16 protein-coding genes are annotated in these 19,817 nt (G+C 67.5%); 9 read left to right on the top strand and 7 right to left on the bottom strand.

Going from position 1 to position 19,817, the window contains the following annotated elements:
* The first annotated feature begins 2 nt into the window (after positions 1-2).
* From MasN3_RS10520 to MasN3_RS10510, 3 genes are read left to right on the top strand one after another with little or no spacing between them, the layout of a single operon-like run.
* Entirely contained in the window at positions 3-2,720 is a 2,718-nt protein-coding gene (locus MasN3_RS10520) for an exo-rhamnogalacturonan lyase family protein (protein ID WP_281913991.1), read from the top strand.
* Between the two features lie 9 nt (positions 2,721-2,729).
* Positions 2,730-4,040 (top strand): rhamnogalacturonan acetylesterase, encoded by a 1,311-nt coding sequence (locus MasN3_RS10515; RefSeq protein WP_281913990.1) that lies wholly within the window; start codon positions 2,730-2,732, stop codon positions 4,038-4,040.
* Positions 4,037-5,008 (top strand): glycoside hydrolase family 43 protein, encoded by a 972-nt coding sequence (locus MasN3_RS10510; RefSeq protein WP_281913989.1) that lies wholly within the window; start codon positions 4,037-4,039, stop codon positions 5,006-5,008. Before MasN3_RS10515 ends, MasN3_RS10510 begins: the two co-directional genes overlap by 4 nt.
* Before the next feature lie 126 nt (positions 5,009-5,134).
* On the opposite strand, the gene MasN3_RS10505 is transcribed toward MasN3_RS10510, so the two are convergent.
* From MasN3_RS10505 to MasN3_RS10495, 3 genes are read right to left on the bottom strand one after another with little or no spacing between them, the layout of a single operon-like run.
* Complete coding sequence (locus tag MasN3_RS10505) at positions 5,135-6,556, bottom strand: glycoside hydrolase family 88/105 protein (RefSeq protein WP_281913987.1); 1,422 nt, start codon at positions 6,554-6,556, stop codon at positions 5,135-5,137.
* Between the two features lie 15 nt (positions 6,557-6,571).
* Complete coding sequence (locus MasN3_RS10500) at positions 6,572-7,252, bottom strand: DUF6250 domain-containing protein (RefSeq protein WP_281913986.1); 681 nt, start codon at positions 7,250-7,252, stop codon at positions 6,572-6,574.
* Positions 7,252-8,916 carry a rhamnogalacturonan acetylesterase gene (locus tag MasN3_RS10495; RefSeq protein WP_281913985.1) on the bottom strand — a complete coding sequence of 555 codons (1,665 nt, stop codon included), beginning with the start codon at positions 8,914-8,916 and terminating at the stop codon, positions 7,252-7,254. Before MasN3_RS10495 ends, MasN3_RS10500 begins: the two co-directional genes overlap by 1 nt.
* A gap of 155 nt (positions 8,917-9,071) precedes the next feature.
* On the opposite strand from MasN3_RS10495, the gene MasN3_RS10490 reads away from it, so the two are divergent.
* Positions 9,072-10,418 (top strand): hypothetical protein, encoded by a 1,347-nt coding sequence (locus tag MasN3_RS10490; protein ID WP_281913983.1) that lies wholly within the window; start codon positions 9,072-9,074, stop codon positions 10,416-10,418.
* A gap of 1 nt (position 10,419) precedes the next feature.
* Here MasN3_RS10490 and MasN3_RS10485 read toward each other — a convergent pair whose 3' ends face one another.
* On the bottom strand, positions 10,420-11,058 hold the full coding sequence (locus MasN3_RS10485; protein ID WP_281913982.1) for a 3-keto-disaccharide hydrolase: 639 nt from the start codon (positions 11,056-11,058) through the stop codon (positions 10,420-10,422).
* Positions 11,059-11,095: 37 nt separating this feature from the next.
* Here MasN3_RS10485 and MasN3_RS10480 point away from each other — a divergent pair, with 37 nt between their 5' ends.
* Positions 11,096-12,025: an alpha/beta hydrolase gene (locus MasN3_RS10480; RefSeq protein WP_281913981.1), complete on the top strand. Its 930-nt coding sequence runs from the start codon at positions 11,096-11,098 to the stop codon at positions 12,023-12,025.
* 105 nt (positions 12,026-12,130) lie between these two features.
* Here MasN3_RS10480 and MasN3_RS10475 read toward each other — a convergent pair whose 3' ends face one another.
* Genes MasN3_RS10475 through MasN3_RS10465 form a run of 3 tightly spaced genes read right to left on the bottom strand, consistent with a single transcriptional unit; the run spans position 12,131 to position 15,923 of the window.
* Positions 12,131-12,445, bottom strand: coding sequence for an L-rhamnose mutarotase (locus MasN3_RS10475; protein ID WP_281913980.1), 315 nt, complete (start codon positions 12,443-12,445; stop codon positions 12,131-12,133).
* A gap of 16 nt (positions 12,446-12,461) precedes the next feature.
* The gene (rhaI, locus tag MasN3_RS10470; protein WP_281913978.1) at positions 12,462-13,757 is read right to left on the bottom strand and encodes an L-rhamnose catabolism isomerase; all 1,296 of its coding nucleotides are present in this window, start codon (positions 13,755-13,757) and stop codon (positions 12,462-12,464) included.
* A 57-nt stretch (positions 13,758-13,814) separates the two neighbouring features.
* Positions 13,815-15,923 carry a bifunctional rhamnulose-1-phosphate aldolase/short-chain dehydrogenase gene (locus MasN3_RS10465; protein WP_281914474.1) on the bottom strand — a complete coding sequence of 703 codons (2,109 nt, stop codon included), beginning with the start codon at positions 15,921-15,923 and terminating at the stop codon, positions 13,815-13,817.
* Here MasN3_RS10465 and MasN3_RS10460 point away from each other — a divergent pair.
* From MasN3_RS10460 to MasN3_RS10445, 4 genes are all read left to right on the top strand, one after another.
* Entirely contained in the window at positions 15,850-16,191 is a 342-nt protein-coding gene (locus MasN3_RS10460) for a hypothetical protein (RefSeq protein ID WP_281914638.1), read from the top strand. The genes MasN3_RS10465 and MasN3_RS10460 overlap by 74 nt on opposite strands.
* Before the next feature lie 104 nt (positions 16,192-16,295).
* Positions 16,296-17,156 carry a DeoR/GlpR family DNA-binding transcription regulator gene (locus MasN3_RS10455; RefSeq protein WP_281913976.1) on the top strand — a complete coding sequence of 287 codons (861 nt, stop codon included), beginning with the start codon at positions 16,296-16,298 and terminating at the stop codon, positions 17,154-17,156.
* Positions 17,153-18,184, top strand: coding sequence for a rhamnose ABC transporter substrate-binding protein (gene rhaS / locus MasN3_RS10450; RefSeq protein WP_370662339.1), 1,032 nt, complete (start codon positions 17,153-17,155; stop codon positions 18,182-18,184). Before MasN3_RS10455 ends, rhaS begins: the two co-directional genes overlap by 4 nt.
* A gap of 64 nt (positions 18,185-18,248) precedes the next feature.
* Complete coding sequence (locus tag MasN3_RS10445; protein WP_281913975.1) at positions 18,249-19,814, top strand: sugar ABC transporter ATP-binding protein; 1,566 nt, start codon at positions 18,249-18,251, stop codon at positions 19,812-19,814.
* The last annotated feature ends 3 nt before the right edge of the window (positions 19,815-19,817 follow it).

Here is a 19,817-nt window from a genome sequence, read left to right as displayed (position 1 = left end):
CGATGGCCCCGCTGTCCCGCCGGAATTTCTTCAAGACCGGCGCGCTGGCGGCGGCGCTGCCCTTCGGCATGCGCGCCGCCGGCGCCGTCGCGGCGCCAGCCGCATCCGCGTCCCCGACCATCGCCGACCTGTCCTGGCTGGAGGGTGCCCCGGCACTTCTGACCGGCACCACCTTCGGCGTGCCCTGGCCGCGCGGCGCGCTGCGCAAGGACCAGGCTTTTGCCCTGTCCAGCCCTGGCGGCGACCTGGCCTGCCAGAGCTGGCCGCTCGCCTACTGGCCGGACGGCTCCCTAAAATGGACCGCCCACGCCCTGCCGGCGCAGGGCGCGATGCCGGGCCGCCTGCAGCTCAAGCCCGGCAAGGCGCGTCTGCCGGCCCGGGCACTGACCGTCAAGGAATCGCCGAACGCCATCGTGATCGACACCGGCGTCATCGAATGCATCGTGCCGCGCCAGGGCGCCGACATCATCCGCAGCATCCGGCGCGGCAAGACCGACATTGCGCGCGCCGGCAAGCTGGTCGCGCTGAGCGACGACCAGCCTGACGGCACGAGCGGCAGCACGCGCCAGACCGCCTACGAAAGCCAGCTCACCCGCGTCACCCTCGAACAGCGCGGCCCGGTGCGCAGCGTGGTCAAGCTCGAGGGCATGCACCGCGACCTCAAGGGCAGCCGCGCCTGGCTGCCCTTCAGCGTGCGCCTGTATTTCTACGCCGGCGCCGAGTCGGTGCGCATCATGCACACCTTCGTCTTCGACGGCGACGAGCAGAAGGACTTCGTGCGCGGCATCGGCCTGCGCTTCGACGTGCCGATGACGGACGAAGAACACAACCGCCACGTGCGCTTCGGCGGCGAATTGCAGGATAACAGCGGCGGCCTGTGGGCCGAAGGCGTGCGCAACCTGACGGGCTTACGCCGCGACCCGGGCGCGGCCGTGCGCAAGGCCCAACTGGCCGGCCAGGGCGTGGCGGTCTCCGAGATCGCCGAGCGCGTGCGCAAGAACATGCAGTACGTGCCGGCCTGGGGCGACTACAGCCTGTCGCAACTGTCCGCCGACAGCTTCCGCATCCGCAAGCGCACCAAGGCCGGCCACGGCTGGATCGACGCAGCCTGGGGCCGGCGCGCGCCGGGACTGGGCTACATCGGCGGCGCCTCCGGCGGTGTCGCCTTCGGCATGCGCGACTTCTGGCAGCGCCACCCGACCCAGCTCGACATCCGCAACGCGCATACCGACGCGGCCCAGGTCACGCTCTGGATGTGGTCGCCCGACGCGCCGGCCATGGACCTGCGCTTCTACCACGACGGCATGGGCATGGACACCCACGCCGAAGAACTGCAGGCCCTCGACATCACCTACGAGGACTACGAAAAAGGCTTCGGCACCCCGGTCGGCGTCGCGCGCAGCAGCGAGCTGACCCTGTGGGCCCTTGGCGCAACCCCGGCGCGCGAGCGCCTGGTGCAGATGGCGGCCCAGGTCCAGACGCCGCCGCAGCTGGTGGCGGCGCCAGGCCACATCCTCGCCACCCATGTGTTCGGCAACATGTGGTCTCTGCCCGACCGTTCCACCCCGGCCAAGGCGCACATCGAGGACCGGCTCGACGCCCACTTCGATTTCTACCGCAACGAGGTCGAGCAGCGCCGCTGGTACGGCTTCTGGGACCACGGCGACTTCCGCCACACCTACGATCTTGACCGCCACGAATGGCGCTACGACGTCGGCGGCTACGCCTGGGCCAATTCGGAACTCTCGCCCGACCTGTGGCTGTGGTATTCCTTCCTGCGCACCGGCCGCGCCGACATCTTCCGCGTCGGCGAGGCCATGGTGCGCCATACCAGCGACGTCGACACCTACCACCTGGGCCGCTTCGCCGGACTGGGCACGCGCCACAACGTCCAGCACTGGGGCTGCAGCGCCAAGCAGGTGCGCATCAGCACCGCGGTCTACCGCCGCATGTATTACTTCCTGACGGCCGACGAACGCATCGGCGACGTCATGCGCGAGACGCTCGACGCCGACCAGCGCCTGGAAGCGGTCGACCCGGTGCGCAAGCTCCCCAACCAGCCGCCCAAGGGACAATTCCCGGTGCGCGCCAGCTTCGGCACCGACTGGGCCTCGTTGGTGGCCAACTGGCTCACCGAATGGGAACGCAGCGGCAGCACGGAGTACCGCGACCGCATCCTGAACGGCATGCGCGACATCGCCGCCATGCCGCACGGCTTCTTCAACGCCGAGCGCATGGGCTATGAACTGAAAACCGGGCGCCTGCACAACATGATCGGGACCGATGTGAAAGCCTCGCACCTGAACGCGGTGTTCGGCGCCATCGAGATTTTCGACGAGCTGATCAACCTTACCGGCGACCAGGCGTTCGAGAAGGCCTGGCTCGAGTACTGCGAACTGTACAACGCACCCGCCGAGGAGCAGCGCCGCCGCCTGGGCAAGACCCATGGCGGCACCGATGCCATCTACCAGGGCAATTCGCGCATGACGGCCTACGCGGCCTGGAAGCGCAAGGATCCCGAGCTGGCGCGGCGCGCCTGGAAGGAGTTCGCGGGCGCCAACCGGCCGTATCCGCCTTTCGCGCCACGTCGCGTGGCGGGTCCCGCCGTGCTCAATCCGGTGAACGAAGTCCCCTGGGTGACCACCAACGAAACCGCCCAGTGGGGGCTGGCCGCGATCCAGAACCTGGCCCTGGTCGGCGACGCCCTGCCGGCGTCTTGAAAGGACAACATGCGATTGACCATCCTCGGCGCCGCCATCGGCGCCCTCCTGCTGGCGGGCTGCGCGTCCCAGCCCCAGGCGGAGCACGTGAAGCGCTTCGCTTTCGGCGGCGCGGCCCCGGCCGGCTACACCCAGGTGGCCGCCGGCACCACCTACGAGGCCGGCCGCGGCTACGGCTTCGAGCCGGGCGCGGCGCTGGGCAGCTATTTTTCGGTCGATCTCCCGGAGGGGAACTACCGCGTGACGGTCACCCTGGGCGACGACACCCAGCCGTCCACCACCACCATCAAGTCCGAACTGCGCCGCCTGGCGCTCGAGAACGTAGAGACCGCGCCCGGCCAGAAGCGCGAGCGCAGCTTCATCGTGAACGTGCGTAACCCGCGGATCCCGGCTGCCAACGGCGTCGCGGCCGGCGAAGTCAAGCTCAACGTCCCGCGCGAGACCGTGAGCGAAGCCTGGAACTGGGACCAGCGCCTGACGCTCGAATTCAGCGGCGCCCGCCCGGCGGTGCGTACCGTGGAGATCGCGCCGGTACAGGTGTCGACCCTGTTCCTGCTGGGCGACTCGACCGTCAGCGACCAGCCGGGCGAGCCCTACAACAGCTGGGGCCAGATGCTGCCGCGCTTCCTGAAGCCCTCGGTGGCGGTGGCCAATTATGCGCAGTCGGGCGAGACCTACCGCGATTCGCTGTCCAAGCGCCGCCTCGACAAGATCCTGAGCCAGATGAAGCCGGGCGACACGCTCCTGATGCAGTACGGGCACAACGACCAGAAGCAGATCGCCTCCGGCAAGGGCGGCCCCTTCACCACCTACAAGGCCGAGATCAAGACCCACGTCGAGATGGTGCGCGCCCGAGGTGGCCTGCCGGTGATCGTCTCGTCGATGGAACGGCGCCGCTTCGACCCGGCGGGCAAGGTCCAGCTCACCCTGAGCGACTACGCCGAAGCGGCGCGCCAGTCGGCCCGGGAACTGGACGTGCCCTTCATCGACCTGCATGCGATGAGCCAGACCATGTACGCGGCGCTCGGCGTGGAAGGCTCGAAGGCCGCGTTCGCCCTGCCCGCGCCGGGCCGCCTCGACAATACCCACCACAACAACTATGGCAGCTACGTGCTGGCCAAGGCCATCGTGCTCGGCATGCGCCAGGCGAAGCTGCCGGTGGCCTCCCACGTGGTCGACGACTTCGCCTTCGACCCGGCCCACCCGGACCCGGTGTCGTCCTTCGCGGTGCCGCCGAGCCCGGGCCTCAAGGCGGAGCGTCCGGCCGGCGACGAGGGCAGCCGCGAGCTGCGCGCACCAAGCACCGGGAGCGCGCAATGAAGCGCCGCACCGCCCTCGGCGCGCTGGCCGGCGCCGCCCTGCTGGCCGGCTGCGCTCCCCTTGTCCGCAGCAGGGAAAGCCAAGCCTACCTGTTCGCCTACTTCATCGGCAACGGCGCCGACGGCCTGCACCTGGCCGCCAGCACCGACGGCTACGCGTGGGAGGCCTTGCACGGCGGCGCCAGCTTCCTCACGCCCACCGTGGGCGGCGCCAGGCTGATGCGCGACCCGAGCCTGGTGCGCGGGCCGGACGGCCTGTACCACATGGTCTGGACCAGCGGCTGGAACGACCGCAGCATCGGCTACGCCTCCTCGCCCGACCTGCTGAACTGGTCGACCCAGCGCGAGATCCCGGTGATGGGCCACGAGCCGACCGCGCTGAACGCCTGGGCGCCCGAGCTGTTCTACGACGCGAAACAGGGCCACTACCTGATCCTGTGGTCGTCCACGGTGCCGGGGCGCTTCCCGGAAACCGAGGGCAAGAGCGAAGAGAAGTACAACCACCGCATCTACGCCACCAGCACCAGGGACTTCGTCAGCTTCACGCCGATCCGCCTGTATTACGACCCGGGCTTCTCGGTGATCGACGCCACGCTGGCGCAGGCTTTCGGCAAGGATTGGCTCTTGGTGAAGGACGAGACCCGTTACCCGCCGATGAAACACCTGCGGGTGGCCCAGGCGTCGGGCTTCGCCGGTCCCTTCGGGGCGCTGGGTGCGCCGATCACGCCGTCCGGCCTGTGGAGCGAAGGGCCGAGCGTGCTGCAGGTGGGCGACGAGGTGATCGTGTATTACGACGCCTACACGGCGGGGCACTATGGCGCGCTGCGCACGCGCGACATGGTGAACTGGGAGGACGTGACGGCGAAGCTGCGCTTTCCGAACGCCGGCACCAAGCAGCGGGTGCGGCATGGGACGGCGTTTGCGGTGCCGGCCAGCCTGGTGGAAAAAATCAGGGCGGCAAGGCCGTGATCCCGTAGGGTGGTCGGCTCCGCCGACCGCGCGTTCAACGCCCGCGTGAATGGATGCTGCGTCGGCCATTCACGCACTGTTTGAACGCGCGGACGGCAAAGCCGTCCACCCTACAAAAGTTCCGGATTACTGACGCGCGCCCTGGAACATCAAGCCGCTGTCATTCAAGCCGAACTTGTACTTCTTGTTCATCTCGATGATCTCCGCCCCGGCCAGCAGCGTCGGGCCGTAGCCGTGCGCCGCCTTCACGCTGGTCGGACGATAAGCGTAGAAGGCCGGGTCGAAGGCCATGCCGGTGCCCACGCAGATGCCTTCGATCTGGCCGGCCGCCGTGACCTTGCTGGCCACCGCGTTCCAGGCCAGGTTCGCCATCGGGCCGTACATCTGGGCGTCGACGTAGCCGCGGTTGACCGCGCGTGCGATCGCGTAGGTGTAGATCGCAGTCGCCGAGGTCTCCTGGTAGGTGTCGTTGCGGTCGATCAGCTGGTGCCAGAAGCCTTCCTTGGTCTGGTAGCCGGCCAGGCCCTTGATGTGGGCGCGCAGCTGGTCCAGCACCTGCTTGTAGCCCTTGTGGTCCTTCGGCAGCACTTCCAGCACCTCGACCATGGCCATCACCGCCCAGCCGTTGGCGCGCGCCCAGCGCAGTTCCGGATGGTCGCGCATGCCTTCGACGTAGCCGTGCATGTAGATGCCCAGCTTCGGGTTGAACATGCGCTTCGAGAACTGCAGCACCTGGTTGACGGCGTCGTCGTAGTGCTTGCGGTTGCCCGTGACCTTGCCCAGGTAGGCCATGGTCGGCACGCCCATGAACATGTCGTCCAGCCACAGGGTGTCCGGCAGCGGACGCATCTTGCGGCCGCCCTTGCCGTCCGGGCCGCCGCGCGCCAGCGTGCCGTCCTTCAGGCGGTACTCGTGCTTGGTGACGAAGTCGCCGCAGATGCCGACCATCTGGCTGTAGTCGACCTTCGAGCCGCCCACCTGGGCCTTCAGGAAGCTGTGGCACAGGGCACCGGCGTCGTCCAGCGCGTGCGGGTTCAGGAAGCTCTTGATCGGCGCGTGCGAGTTGGCGCGGTCGGCCTGCACCACCGGCAGGTAGGTTTTGGTCAGCTGCGACAGCAGCGCATGGCGCTTTTGGGTGTAGTCGGTGTAGCGCTGGTCGCCGGTGGCCTGGCCCGCGGCCAGCATGCCCAGGTAGGTGACGCCCCATTCGTAGCTGGTCAGCCGGAAGTCGCCGGGTTTCAATACGGCGTCCTGTTCCGGCTTGCCCAGGTCGGTGATCGGCGAACTGTCGACCTTGTGGATCAGCTCGGCCGGCGTGCTGCGGTCCAGGTAGGCGAACACGCGGTCGAGCACGGCCTTGACCTCGTTCGCTTCCATCGGCTGGTAGCGGGTCGGGTACTTGACGTCCAGGGCGTGCAGCATGGCGTCGGCCGCGGCCGGGCCTTTTTCCTGGGCCGCCGGCGCGTCCTGCGCGATCGCGCTCATGGCCGGGAACAGGCTCGCAACGAGCAGGCCGATCAGGGCACGGCGCGGCATGGGGTGGGTCATCTTGGGTGTCTCCTTTTATTTCAGCTGGTGAATCGTCAGGTTGTCGATGGTGTGGCGCGACCAGGTCGTGCGAAATCCCATGTAGCCCTGGGTGAAGGGATGCGGGTCGCGATAGGAAAAGACCTCGCGGCCGTCGAGCAGCATGCGGGTGCAGCCGCGGTAGACCGCGATCTCCACGCGGTAGTCGCGGTTGGGCGCGAGCATCCAGTCGGCACCCGAGCGCTCGGCCACCATCACGCGCTGGCCGCCGGCATAGCGGCGCAGGCGGGTGGTCTCGTTGTGGTTGCCGCCGACGCCGGCATAATACATGTCGAGGTCGTCGTAGTCCTCGAACTTGCCCGAGCGGGTGAACAGGTTCTCGTTGGCCGGGTCGCGCGCCATCCAGAAGTGGTTCAGGTCGGACAGGCGATCGTTCGGGCCGCCCGCCATCACCACGCGGCGCGTGTAGGCGATCAGGATGTCGCCGGACAGGGGCTTGTCCAGCCAGACGGTGGCGCCCGAGTCGACGTCGATGACAAGGCGGCCGTCGCGGTTGGCGATGCTGTTGCCCGGCTTGCGCGCATACTCGCTCACATAGCCTTCCAGCGGCCCGTCAAAGCTGTCCTGGTGCAGCAGCTTGCCCTTGGTGCCCCAGTTCTCGCAGGCCGCCTGCGCGCCGCCCGCAAGGAGCAGCAAGGTCGCGAACAATGCTTTCATCACTGGATGCCCGTCGCCTTGTCGGAGAAGTACGGACGCAGCGGATTGCCCGGCAGTGCCTTCAGGCCGGCCACCACGCGCTGGGCGTTGAATTCGGCGCCGGCGGCATTGGTGTGGGTGCGTGCGTCGGAAAAGAAGGTGTCGACGCGCTCCGCGCCGATCTTGCGGTAGCCGTCGGTGACCAGGAGGGTCAGGTCCATGAAGTGCGCGCCGCCCGCCTGGGCGACCTGGCGGCCCCAGTCGGCGAAGTTGGCGAAGTCGCGCTCCTGCTGCCACTTGTCGCGGTGCGGGATGGGCGAAGCGATCACCGCGGTCACGCCCTTGCCCCTGGCGTCGGCGATGTAGCGGGCGGTGTACCAGCCGAAGCTGTGCACCTGCTCCTTGCTGCCGTCGGGCCGGGTGTCCTCGACCGTCTCGGGACCGGTGCCGGGGCTTGATGCCCGGTTCTTGTTGGCCGGGTCGCCGATGCGGCCGCCGTCGTTGTGGCCGAACTGGATCACGACCATGTCGCCCTGCTTCATCTGCCCGAGCACGCGGTCCCAGCGGCCTTCAGTGAAGAAGGTGCGGCTGCTGCGTCCGCCGATGGCGGCGTTGACCACATTGATTCGACGGGTGTCGAAGTACTGGGCGAGGCGCTCGCCCCAGCCGATGGCGCCGTTCTGGCCACCGCTCTTGACGGTGGAGTCGCCCACCAGGAACAGGGTCGGCAGCCCAGCATGCAAGGGCGCTTCCTCGCGCACGGTGCGCGCGTCGACCACCGGGCGCACGTCCTCGACCGGTTTCAGGAACGAGGCCATGCGCGGGTCGCCCAGCGCCTTCAGGCCGTCCACCACCAGCTGCGCATTGAGCGCGGCGCCGGCCCAGTTGGTGTGGATGCGTTCGTCCGGCACGGTGACCGGGAACATCTTCATCACGCCCTCGCGGCCCATCTCATCATAGCGGCGCGCCGCCAGCTCGTTCAGGTCGATGAAGCCGACCTTCTCCATGCGCGCGACCTGCTCGGCCCAGCCGGCGTAGTCGCCCTTGTTGCGGCGGACCTTCCCGGCATCCGGGCCTTCCTCGACCCAGGCCTTGCGCGGAATGAGCGACACCACCACCGGCGTGGCGCCCTTGGCGCGGGTTTCAAGAATGTACTTGCGCAGGTAGCCGCCATAGCTGTAGACGGTCTCGCGCTTGCCCGTCAGGATGTTGTCGATCTCCTGGGACTCGCTGCCGATGCCGCGGATCGTGCCGCGGGCGCGCTTGTCGTCGTTGATCGGGGAAGCGTCGTTGTGGCCGAACTGCATGAGGACGATGTCGCCCGGCTTCACGAAAGCCAGCGTGCGCTCCCAGTGGCCGGAGGTAGCGTAGGTGCGGCTGGACAGGCCGCCGACCGCGCGGTTCACGACGTTGACCTTGGTGGAATCGAACCAGGCGGCGAGCGGATTGCCCCACCCCCACTGCCCTTGCGCGCCCTGGCCCTGGCCGTCGTCATGGCCGTTGCGCACGGTGGAGTCGCCGATCAGGATGATCGACGGTAGCGCGGGGTTGGCCGGCTCGGGCAGCTTGACCTGGGCGCGCGCCGGGTCGGTATTGACGGCGGCCGCCGGGGCTTGTGCATGCGCCACGCCGCAGGCCAGCAACAGCATCGCGCCGGCACGGATCAAGGTGCTCAAGAAGGACATCGACGGGTCTCCATGTGTTATCGCTTTGCCCCGATTCTATGCGCCACTGCTCAAACCGGCAGTAAAGACGCAGAAAGAATCACCAGAATGATTAGATCTGAGCAACTCCTGCTGGGAGAATGAGCGGACAACATCACAATATGGAGACCCCCACCATGCCATCCCGCTTCGCCGCCTTCCTCTGCCTTTCCGCCGCGCTCACGCTGAGCCTCGACGCCTCCGCCCAGATCGGCAAGCGCTTCCCGTCCGAGCGCAAGCTCGTCAAGGACCCGGTGACCGGCACCATGCTCACCTTCCTGACCAGCAAGCCGCACGGCGACGCCAAGATCTACCCGACCCACCCGCAATGGACCTCGGACGGCAAGTGGCTGGTGTTCCGCTCGCGCCTGGCCGGCAACGAGGCGGTGGCGGTGAACGAAACGACCGGCGACCTGGTGCAGGTCACCGAAGGCGGCTACACCGGCATGCTCAATCTCGCGCAGAAGTCGATGAAGCTGTACTACATGCGCAAGGCGCCCGACGACGACAAGATCCTGCAGATCGTCGAGACCGACCTGGCGCGCGTCTTCGCCGACAGCGCCGCCGGCCGCATGCAGCCGGCAGCCAGCTACCAGCGCGTGACCGCCAACCTGCCGCCGGAACTGGAAGCCGGCGGCGACCTGGCCCTGGACGCGGACGAGGAATGGGTCTACTTCAAGGTCGGGCCGGGCCAGGCCGCCAAGCACCTGGCGCCCGGCACCAAGATCGAGCCGGCCTTCGGCCCGCGCAAGATGGGCGCCGGCCCGCAGGGCATCGCACGCCTGAACGTGAAGACCGGCGAAGTCAGGCACGTGGTCTCGGTGCCCTTCCAGGTCGGCCACATCCAGGCCAACCTGTACAAGCCGGGCGAGATCGTGTTCTGCTGGGAGACCGGCGGCAAGTCGCCGCAGCGCACCTGGACCGTGATGGCGGACGGCAGCGGCCTGCGCCCGCTCTACCCGGAAGCGCCTTACGAATGGGTGACGCACGAGGCGGTGATCTCGAAGGATGAAGTGGCGATGGCGATCATGGGCCACCGTCCGATCCCGGGCGCGGCCAAGGCCGTGGAAGGCCCCGCCACCGACGTCGGCGGCGCCAATCCGGGGCAGGACGACGGCTGGGGCCAGACCGGCACCCGCGAGAAACCAACCGGCCTGGCGATCGTCAACCTGCGCACCCGCCAGATGCAGATCGTCGGACAAACCCCGTCCGGCAGCGGCCTGTGGCACGTGCACGGCTCCAGCGACGGCCGCTTCGCCGTGGGCGACGACTTCAGCCGCAGCGTCTACCTGATCGACCGCAAGACCCGCGAGATGATGATGCTTACCACCGGCCACAAGACCACCGCGGCCGACCACCCGCACCCGACCTTCAGCGCCGACGGCACCAGGATCCAGATCCAGTCGGCCATGCTGTCGGAAGACGGCCGCTCGATGAACATCGTCGTGGTGCCGGTGCCGGACGCCTGGCTGAAGCGCAAGTAAGTTACGGCAGCGGCGTGATCGCGATGTTGCGCAGCTCGTAGGGCGCGCCCTCGAGCTGGAAGCCGATCCGGCCTTGAGCTGGCTTCACGGCGCTGACGCGGTTCTGCGCCACGCCGTTGATTGCCACCTCGATGACGCCGTCGCGCGCCAGGATCTCGGCGCTGTTCCATTCCCCGGGCGGGCGTTCGCTGTCTGGCGCCGTATGCCCCTTGATGGCCGGGTAGGCGCCCGGCGCCGTGGTGAGCGGCTCGGCAAACCCGGCGCCCGCCATCGGCAGGATGTCGCCGGCGTATCCATGCTTGGTCTGCACCTGCACGCTGAGCGGCCAGGCGCCATCCTTCGGCCCCGAGGCGACATGCAGCAGCACGCCGGCGTTGCCCGGTTTACCCGGCCAGCGCCATTCGACGTGCATGCGGTAGTTGGTATAGCTGGCGCGGGTGGCGATGTAGCCCGGCGGCTTGCCGGATACCGCAACCACGCCATCGGCGCCGCGCGACCAGACGGTGGCCGGATCGACGCTCGGGCTGGCGACCAGCTCGAGCCCGTCCGCGGCGTCGAAGGGGCGCACGCCCTGGGTGGCGCAGCCGGCCAGCACGGCCACGGATGCGAGAATACTGCAAAGTTCAGTGTGCTTTACCATAAGAGGAACTTCCATGAATGAAAACAGGAGACGCACGATGACGCAGCTGGCTGCCGGTCTCGCGCTCACGACGTTTGGAGCCCTGCCAGCCGCAGGCGCCGCCACTTCCGCTGGCCCGCTGGTCCTGCCCTTGTGGCCGGAAGGCGTGCCCGACGCCAAAGCCGAACTCGGGCCGAACAAGGTCGACGAGGACGGCCGCACTACCAACATCACCGAGCCGAGCCTGACCGTGTACCCGGCGGCGGTGGACCGCCCCAACGGCACCGCGGTCATCATCTGCCCGGGCGGCGGCTACGTGCGCCAGTCGACCCGCCGCGAAGGCGAGCAGTACGCCTACTGGCTGAGCACCCTGGGCATCGCCAGTTTCGTGTTGACCTACCGCCAGCAGGAATTCGGCCACCCGGCGCCGCTGCGCGACGTGCTGCGCGCGGTGCGCCTGGTGCGCGCGCAGGCGGCGCGCTTCAAGGTCCAGCCGGACCGCATCGGCGTGATGGGCAGCTCGGCCGGCGGGCACCTGGCGGCCACCGCCGGCACCCTGTACGAGCATCCGCTCGGACGTACGGGCGCGGAGCTGGACAAGGTCAGCGCACGGCCCGACTTCCTGATGCTGATGTACCCGGTGATCGCGATGGAAGGCCCTGCCGTGCATGCCGGCTCGCGCAAGGCGCTGCTGGGCGCATCGCCCAAGGAGGCCGAGGTGGCCTTGATGTCGCCCGAGCGCCAGGTGACGGCCTCGACCCCGCCTACCCTCCTGATCCATACCCAGGCCGACCAGGCGGTGCCGGTCGAGAACAGCATCTTGTTCTACCAGGCGCTCACGCGGCACAAGGTGCCGGCGGAGATGGTTTTGTTCGAGCAGGGATCGCACGGGATGGGGATGCGGGATGGGCTGGGGACGGCGTCGAGCTGGCCGCGGCGGGCGGAGGAGTGGCTCAAGATGCGCGGGCTGCTCGACAAGGCCAGATGATCGTAGGGTGGCCGGCTCTGCCGGCCGCGCGTTCAACCAGCGATAGAATGGCCGCGCGGGCAGCAGCACCGTAATTTGGACGCGCGGTCGGCGAAGCCGACCACCCTACGCCATGTGGAACACTTGGGTCAGCGGCCACTCCTTCGGCCGGTTGCCCGGCTCGACCTCCATCAGGTCCGCCATGTAGTCCCACCAGCGCTTCATCACCGGATGCTCCGGCAGCGGCCCGAGATCGTGCCCCGGGTGCAGCTTCATGACAGCGAACAGGTCCAGCGTCGCTTCGTCCAGGAAGATCGAATAATCGTGGATCCCCGCCCCGTGCAGCAGCGCGGCCAGCTCCGGCCAGATCTCGTCGTGGCGGCGCCGGTATTCCTCCTCGTTGCCCGGCTTGAGCTTCATCCGGAATGCGCGAGTCGTCATGCTCATCTCTTCGGGATCAGACGATGCCGCTGCTGCTTGCGCCGGCCTTGGCCGGACGCACGCTGGCGACGCGGTCGCGGTAGCCGCTGGCGCGGTAGGCGGCCACCGGATCGGCGGCGCCGCCCGAGCGCACGCGGGCCATGGCCAGGATCGGACCGACGTCGGTACGGAAGGCGCGCTTCAGGCACTGGGCGGCCTGCAGCACGTCGTTCTGCTCCTGCAGCGAGGCCAGTTCGGCGCGGTCGACCAGGGCCGACTGCACGAAGGCGCGCTGCACTTCCACCGCGCTGCTCATCAGGCTTTCGATCGGATCGGTCACGTTGTGCGACTGGTCCAGCATGTAGGCCGGCTTGAAGGCCGCGCCTTCGCGCAGGGCCGCGTCGGCCAGCTCGTTGAAGACCAGGAACAGCTGGAACGGATTGATCGAGCCCGAATCCAGGTCGTCGTCGCCGTACTTGCTGTCGTTGAAGTGGAAGCCGCCGAGCTTGCCGAACTGCGCCAGGCGCGCCACGATCATCTCGATGTTGGTGTTCGGTGCGTGGTGGCCGAGGTCGACCAGGCACTTGGCCTTCGGGCCGAGGGTGGTGGCGCAGGCGAAGCTGGTGCCCCAGTCGGCGATGGTGGTGGCGTAGAAGGCCGGCTCGAACAGTTTATGTTCGATGAAGATGTTCCAGTCATCCGGCAGTGCGGCGTAGATGCTGCGCATGCTGTCCAGGTAGCGCTCCAGCGCGCCGCGCAGGTTGCTCTGGCCCGGGAAGTTGGCGCCGTCGCCGACCCACACCGTCAGCGCCTTGGAACCGAGCGCCTGACCCAGTTCGATGCATTCGATGTTGTGCGCCACCGCCTGGGCGCGTGCAGCGGCGTTCATCGAGGTCAGGCTGCCGTATTTATACGTGTGTTCCTGGCCGACCTGGTCCTGGAAGGTGTTCGAGTTGACGGCGTCGAAGCCCAGGCCGAGTTCCTCGGCGCTGCCGCGCAGTTCCTGCACGTCGCTCGGCTTGTCCCACGGGAAGTGCAGCGACACGGCCGGGGTGGCGCGGGTCAACTGGTTGATCACGGCGCAGTCTTCCATCTTCTCGAACACGTTGCGCGGCTCGCCACGGCCCGGGAAGCGCGCGAAGCGCGTGCCGCCGGTGCCGGCGCCCCAGCTCGGGACCGCCACGGCGAAGGTCTGGGCCAGTGCGGTCAGTTTGTCGATGTCCACGCCGCGGCGCGACAGCACGCCGCCCAGGGCGTCGTAGTCGGCCTGCAGATTGGCGTCCAGTTTGGCGTTCTGGTCTTGCACCAGGCCTGCGTCGATCACGCTTTTCATACTTGTCTCCTTCATGCCGCGCTAGCCGGCGATCTGCCGGCTGCGCAGCGTTCTATTTTAGCGGGTGAATGCCCCGGCGTTGCCGGCGTCCACATTCAGGATGTTGCCGGTGCTCTTGCCCGACTTGTCGCTGGCGAAGAAGTAGACGGCTTCGGCGATGTCTTCCGGCAGCACGCTCAGTTTCAGCATGGAGCGCTTGCGGTAGAACTCTTCGATGTCATCCAGGCCGATCTTGTTCGATGCGGCGCGCTCTTCCTTCCACTTGCCGTCCCAGATGCGCGAGCCCTTGATGACCGCGTCCGGATTGACGACGTTGACGCGGATGCCGTGCTCGGCGCCTTCCAGCGCAACGCAGCGGGCCAGGTGCAGTTCGGCCGCCTTGGCGGTGCAGTAGGCCGATGCGCCGCTCGACGCCACCAGGCCGTTCTTGCTGCCCACGAAGACCATGCTGCCGCCCAGCTTCTGCTGCTTCATGATCTGGAAGGCGCTGCGGCTCACCAGGAAGTAGCCGGTCACCAGGATGTCCTGGTTGCGGCGCCAGATGTCGAGCGTGGTCTCGTCCAGCGGCGCCGCCGAGGCGATGCCGGCGTTCGACACCAGCAGGTCGACGCCGCCGAAGCGCAGCGCCGTTTCAAGCAGGACCTGGGCGACTTCCTCTTCGCTGGTGATGTTGCCGCGCACGGTCGCGATATTGTCCTTGCCGGCCACCTTGGCCAGCGCCGCCTGGGTCGCGGCCAGCGCTTCGCTGTCGATGTCGGTCACCATCACGCAGGCGCCCTCCTGCAGCAGCTGGCGCGCGACCGCCTGGCCAATGCCGCCGGCGCCGCCGGTCACCAGGGCGATGCGGCCGGCCAGGCTCTTCGGCTTGGGCATGCGCTGCAGTTTCGCTTCCTCGAGCAGCCAGTATTCGATGTCGAAGGCTTCCTGTTCCGGCAGGCCGACGTAGCTGTCAACGCCGTTCGCGCCGCGCATCACATTGATCGCATTGACGTAGAACTCGCCGGCGATGCGCGCGGTCGCCTTGTCCTTGGCGAAGGAAAGCATGCCCACGCCCGGGATCAGGTAGATGATCGGGTTGGCGTCGCGGATCTTCGGGCTGGTGGCGCGCTTGCAGCGCTCGTAGTAGGCGGTGTAGTCGGCGCGGTAGTCCACCAGGGCCTGGTCCAGGCCGGCCACCAGGCGCTCGAAGTCGGGAGTGGCCGGGTCGAAGTCCAGCACCAGCGGGCGGATCTTGGTGCGCAGGAAGTGGTCCGGGCACGAGGTGCCGAGGGCGGCCAGCGGCCTGAGGTCGGCGCTGCAGACGAATTCCAGCACCGCGTCGCTGTCGTCGAAGTGACCCAGCTTGTATTCTTCCTGGCTGATCTTGCCGCGCAGGAGGGGCATCAGGCGCGCCACCAGGGCGGCGCGCTCGCCCGCCGGCAGGGCCCCCGTAGCCTGGCCGCCGAATACCGGCTGCTGGATGTTCGCCGCCAGCCAGTCCTCGGCGCGCTTGATGATCGCCAGCGTGGTTTCGTAGCACGACTTCGCGGTGTCGCCCCAGGTGAACAGGCCGTGGCCTTCCAGGATGATGCCCTTCAGTTGCGGATTGTCGCGCGAGACGGCTTCCAGCTTCAGGCCCAGGTCGTAGCCGGGGCGCTGCCATGGCAGCCAGCCCAGTTCACCCTCGAAGATCCTGGCGGTGAGCTCGCGGCTGTTCTTGCAGGCGGCGATCGCGATGCACGAATCCGGGTGCATGTGGTCGACGTGCTTGTGGGCGATGTAGGCGTGCAGCGGGGTGTCGATGCTGGCCGCGCGCGGATTCAGGTTGAAGGTGCAGTGCGGCAGGTAGCCGACCATCTCGTCTTCGTGCTCCAGGCCGCGGTAGCGCCCTTTCAGGGCCTGCAGCTTGTCCATGTAGAGGGTCGAGAAACCGTCCATCTTGATCGAACCCAGGTCGCCGCCCGAGCCCTTCACCCACAGCACCTCGACCTGCTCGCCCGAGAGCGGGTCGAGCATGGTGACCTTGGCCGAGGTATTGCCGCCGCCGAAATTGGTAATGCGCAGGTCCGAACCCAGCAGGTTCGAACGGTACAGCAACAGTTCCGGCTCGCTCATGTTCGCGGCCACACCGTCGTCCCAGCGCGAAGTGATTGCTTCGCGTTGTTTCGTTTCGCTCATTGCGCCCATCAAGATATTCTCCAAGTTGATTGTTTTGTCATCGTCCGAGCTGACGATGCGTCTCTCTTCCAATGTCCTGCAGCCACCACGTTTCGCGGCATCGGCAGACAGTAGAAATCAGCGGGGCAAGGGGTGTCAACGCGCAAACGATCAACTTGCTGACCAAGTCTCAATCAATCATCCGCTTGATCGAATTGCGCGTTTGTGCGTTGCAGCGAAGGCAAATAATCAGCCCGTTGATCATTTGGTGATTGACGTTACGGCAGTGCTTGATTGATACTTTTGTTACACACCGCGATTCCAGCAGGAACGACGGCCGGGCGCCACAGGCGCTCGACATAGATGCCGCATTCAAAACAGACGGCTTTTGGAGGAGACAACATGGTGAATCACAAACGCCGCAAGCGTTTGCTGAAGCTGCTTGCCGAGCATCAGACGGCAACGGTCCAGCAGCTTGTCGAATGGCTCAACGCTTCGCCGGCGACGGTCCGGCGCGACATCAGCTGGCTGGCGGGGCGCAACCTGCTCACCCGCACCCGCGGCGGCGCCGAGAACCTGCTGCCGAAGACGCGCCAGTTCTCGCTGACCAGCGAGACCTTCCAGAACAACATCCAGTGCTTCGCGGCGCGCAAGCGCGCCATCGCCCGCCATGCGGCCGGCATGTGCAGCGACGGCGAAACGATCATCATCAACGGTGGCACCACCACCTTCATGATGGCCGAGTTCCTGACCGACAAGCACCTGAAGATCCTCACGAATTCCTTCCTGATGGCCGAGCGCCTCCTGGTCTCGAGCGAGAACGAGATCATCGTGCCGGGCGGCCGGGTCTACCGCGAGCAGAACGTCATCCTTTCGCCCTTCGACAACGACATCACCCAGCACCACTACGCCACCAAGATGTTCATGAGCGTGTATGGCCTGTCGCTGCTGGGCCTGATGGAAGCCGACCCGCTCCTGATCCAGGCCGAGAAGCGCCTGATCAGCCAGGCCGAGGAGCTGGTCGTGCTGGTCGACAGCTCGAAGTTCGCGCGCAAGGCCGGCCTGATCCTGTGCGGGCTGGACCGCGTGTCCACGGTTGTCACCGATACCAATGCCTCCGACAAGGCCGTGCAGCTGCTCGAGCAGTACGGCGTGAAGGTGGTCACCGTCGAACCCGACGACGAACCAATCGCTCAAAACGCACCGCGCTACAGCGCGCCCTATGACTTGCAGTCCGCTGCCCTGATGGAGCTTTCCCATTGAAGATCAAGCCGTTCAAACACTTCCTGCTCGCGGCCGCCGCCGTCGGCATCCTTGCCGGCCTGGCCGGCTGCGGTGAAAAGAAGGCCGATCCGGCAGCGCCGCAACAGACCAGGATTGCCATGGTCGTGAAAAGCCTGGGCAACGGCTTCTTCGACGCCGCCCACACCGGCGCCAAGGAAGCCGCCAGCCAGATCGGCGGCGTCGAGGTGATCTACACCGGCCCGACCACGCCCAGCGCCGAAGGCCAGATCGAGATCATCAACTCCCTGATCAGCCAGAAGGTCGACGCCATCGTGGTCTCGGCCAACGATCCGAACGCCCTGGTGCCGATCGCCAAGAAGGCGATGCAGCGCGGGATCAAGGTGATCTCCTTCGACAGCGGCCTGGCTCCCGGCGGGCGCCAGATGCAGCTGAATCCGTCCAATGCGGAGCTGATCGGCGAGAAGCAGATCCAGATGGCGGCCAAGGAGCTGAAAGGCAAGGGTGAGCTGGCCATCCTGTCGGCCTCGGCCCAGGCGACCAACCAGAACCTCTGGATCGGCGTCATGAAGAAGACCCTGGAAAAACCCGAATACAAGGACCTGAAGCTGGTGGCCACCGTCTACGGCGACGACCAGTCCGACAAGAGCTACCGCGAAGCCATCGGCCTGCTGCGCAGCCACCCGAACCTGAAGGCGATCATCGCCCCGACCACGGTCGGCATCGTCGCCGCCAGCAAGGCGGTGGCCGACGAGGGCCTGGTAGGCAAGGTGTTCGTCACCGGCCTGGGCCTGCCGTCCGAGATGGCCGGCCACGTCAAGAGCGGCGCGGTGCGCGAGTTCGCGATCTGGAACCCGATCGACCTCGGCTACGCCGCCACCTATGCCGCCCACCAGTTCGTGACCGGCAAGGCCAAGGCGGAGGACGGCGCCAGCGTCTCGGTCGGCCGCCTCGGCAACGTGACCCTGGATGCCAACGGCGAAGCGGCCCTCGGCCCGCCGTTCACCTACAACGCCGAGAACGTCGAGCAGTTCGCCAAGCTGTTCTAAGCGGCTCCGCCGCCGCGCGCGATGTCTGTTCCGCGCGGCGCCTTTTACCTTTAGCGACACCCGTATGCCAGTGACCCAACTGACAAGCCCTCCCCTACCCGGCGAAAACGCAGTATCGGACGCGCCGGTCCTCCAGCTGAGCGGCATCACCAAGCGCTTCAACGGCGTCCATGCCCTCAATGGCGTGCGCCTCTCGATCCGCCCGGGCGAAGTCATGGCCCTGATCGGCGAGAACGGCGCCGGCAAGTCGACCCTGGTCAAGACCCTGACCGGCATCCACCGCCCCGACGCCGGCAGCATCCTGCTCGACGGGAAGGAAGTCGTCTTCGGCAGCCCGCAGGAGGCGATGGCGGCCGGGATCACGGCGGTGCACCAGGAGACGGTCATGTTCGACGAACTGACCGTGGCCGAGAACATCTACGTGGGCCGCCACCCGACCCGCGGCCCCGCCGGGCGCATCGACTGGCAGCATATCGAGGCCGAGGCCGAGCGCCTGTTCGCGCGCCTGGAGGTCGCCCTGCCAGTGCGCGCCCGCGTGCGCGACCTGTCGGTGGCGCAGCGCCACTTCGTGGAGATCGCGCGCGCCCTGTCGCAGGATGCGCGCGTGGTGATCATGGACGAGCCGACCGCCGCCCTGTCGCAGCGCGAGATCCGCGAGCTGTACCGCATCATCGACCAGCTGAAAGTCGCCGGCACCGCCGTCATCTTCATCTCGCACAAGTTCGACGAGATCTACGAGGTGGCCGACTGCTACACCGTGCTGCGCGACGGCCAGTTCGTCGCCGAAGGGCGCCTGGCCGACATCGGCGAGCCCGAGCTGGTGGCCCTGATGGTGGGCCGCGCCGTGCACCAGGCCTACCCCAAGGCCCAGGTCGAGATCGGCACGCCGCTGCTGGAAGTGCGGGACCTGTGCCACCCGACCGAATTCCAGAACGTCAGCTTCGCCTTGCGCCGCGGCGAGATCCTCGGCTTTTATGGCCTGGTGGGCGCCGGCCGCTCGGAAGTGATGCAGGCCCTGTTCGGCCTGACATCCAATGTGCGCGGCAGCGTGCGCCTGGAGGGCAAGGACGCGCGCTTCGGCGCCCCGCGCGAGGCCATCGCCGCCGGCCTGGCCTACGTGCCGGAAGACCGCCAGCAGCACGGCGCGCACCTGAACCAGCCGATCGCCCACAACATCACGCTGCCGATCCTGTCGCGCTTCGGCTTCTTCACCCGCGCCAAGCGTGAAACCCGGGTGGCGCGGCGCTTCGCCGAACAGCTCGAACTGAAGGCCCACCACCTGCAGCAGCACGTCGCCGAACTCTCGGGCGGCAACCAGCAGAAGGTGGTGCTCGGCAAGTGGCTGGCGACCGATCCGAAAGTCATCATCCTGGATGAGCCGACCAAGGGCATCGACATCGGCTCCAAGGCCGCGGTGCACCGCTTCATCAGCGAGCTGGTGGAGCGCGGCCTGTCCGTGATTCTGGTGTCCTCCGAACTGCCCGAAGTGCTGGGCCTGGCCGACCGCGTGGTGGTGATGCGCCAGGGCCGGGTGGTGCGCGAGTTCGCGCGCCAGGACGCCACCCCCGAAACCGTGGTCGCGGCGGCATCCGGCGTCGACCTCCACGCCGCCAGCGAGGCGGCGGCATGAAGA

This window comes from Massilia varians, assembly GCF_027923905.1.
In the GTDB taxonomy this organism is placed as follows: domain Bacteria; phylum Pseudomonadota; class Gammaproteobacteria; order Burkholderiales; family Burkholderiaceae_D; genus Telluria; species Telluria varians_B.
This window is presented reverse-complemented; position numbering and strand designations above follow the sequence as displayed.

Excerpts from the sequence above, each read along its gene's own strand:
- MasN3_RS10520 (WP_281913991.1), top strand. The coding sequence starts at position 3 with ATGGCCCCGCTGTCCCGCCGGAATTTCTTCAAGACCGGCGCGCTGGCG.
- MasN3_RS10515 (WP_281913990.1), top strand. The coding sequence starts at position 2,730 with ATGCGATTGACCATCCTCGGCGCCGCCATCGGCGCCCTCCTGCTGGCG.
- MasN3_RS10510 (WP_281913989.1), top strand. The coding sequence starts at position 4,037 with ATGAAGCGCCGCACCGCCCTCGGCGCGCTGGCCGGCGCCGCCCTGCTG.
- MasN3_RS10505 (WP_281913987.1), bottom strand. The coding sequence starts at position 6,556 with ATGACCCACCCCATGCCGCGCCGTGCCCTGATCGGCCTGCTCGTTGCG.
- MasN3_RS10500 (WP_281913986.1), bottom strand. The coding sequence starts at position 7,252 with ATGAAAGCATTGTTCGCGACCTTGCTGCTCCTTGCGGGCGGCGCGCAG.
- MasN3_RS10495 (WP_281913985.1), bottom strand. The coding sequence starts at position 8,916 with ATGTCCTTCTTGAGCACCTTGATCCGTGCCGGCGCGATGCTGTTGCTG.
- MasN3_RS10490 (WP_281913983.1), top strand. The coding sequence starts at position 9,072 with ATGCCATCCCGCTTCGCCGCCTTCCTCTGCCTTTCCGCCGCGCTCACG.
- MasN3_RS10485 (WP_281913982.1), bottom strand. The coding sequence starts at position 11,058 with ATGGTAAAGCACACTGAACTTTGCAGTATTCTCGCATCCGTGGCCGTG.
- MasN3_RS10480 (WP_281913981.1), top strand. The coding sequence starts at position 11,096 with ATGACGCAGCTGGCTGCCGGTCTCGCGCTCACGACGTTTGGAGCCCTG.
- MasN3_RS10475 (WP_281913980.1), bottom strand. The coding sequence starts at position 12,445 with ATGACGACTCGCGCATTCCGGATGAAGCTCAAGCCGGGCAACGAGGAG.
- rhaI (WP_281913978.1), bottom strand. The coding sequence starts at position 13,757 with ATGAAAAGCGTGATCGACGCAGGCCTGGTGCAAGACCAGAACGCCAAA.
- MasN3_RS10460 (WP_281914638.1), top strand. The coding sequence starts at position 15,850 with ATGTTCGCGGCCACACCGTCGTCCCAGCGCGAAGTGATTGCTTCGCGT.
- MasN3_RS10465 (WP_281914474.1), bottom strand. The coding sequence starts at position 15,923 with ATGGGCGCAATGAGCGAAACGAAACAACGCGAAGCAATCACTTCGCGC.
- MasN3_RS10455 (WP_281913976.1), top strand. The coding sequence starts at position 16,296 with ATGGTGAATCACAAACGCCGCAAGCGTTTGCTGAAGCTGCTTGCCGAG.
- MasN3_RS10445 (WP_281913975.1), top strand. The coding sequence starts at position 18,249 with ATGCCAGTGACCCAACTGACAAGCCCTCCCCTACCCGGCGAAAACGCA.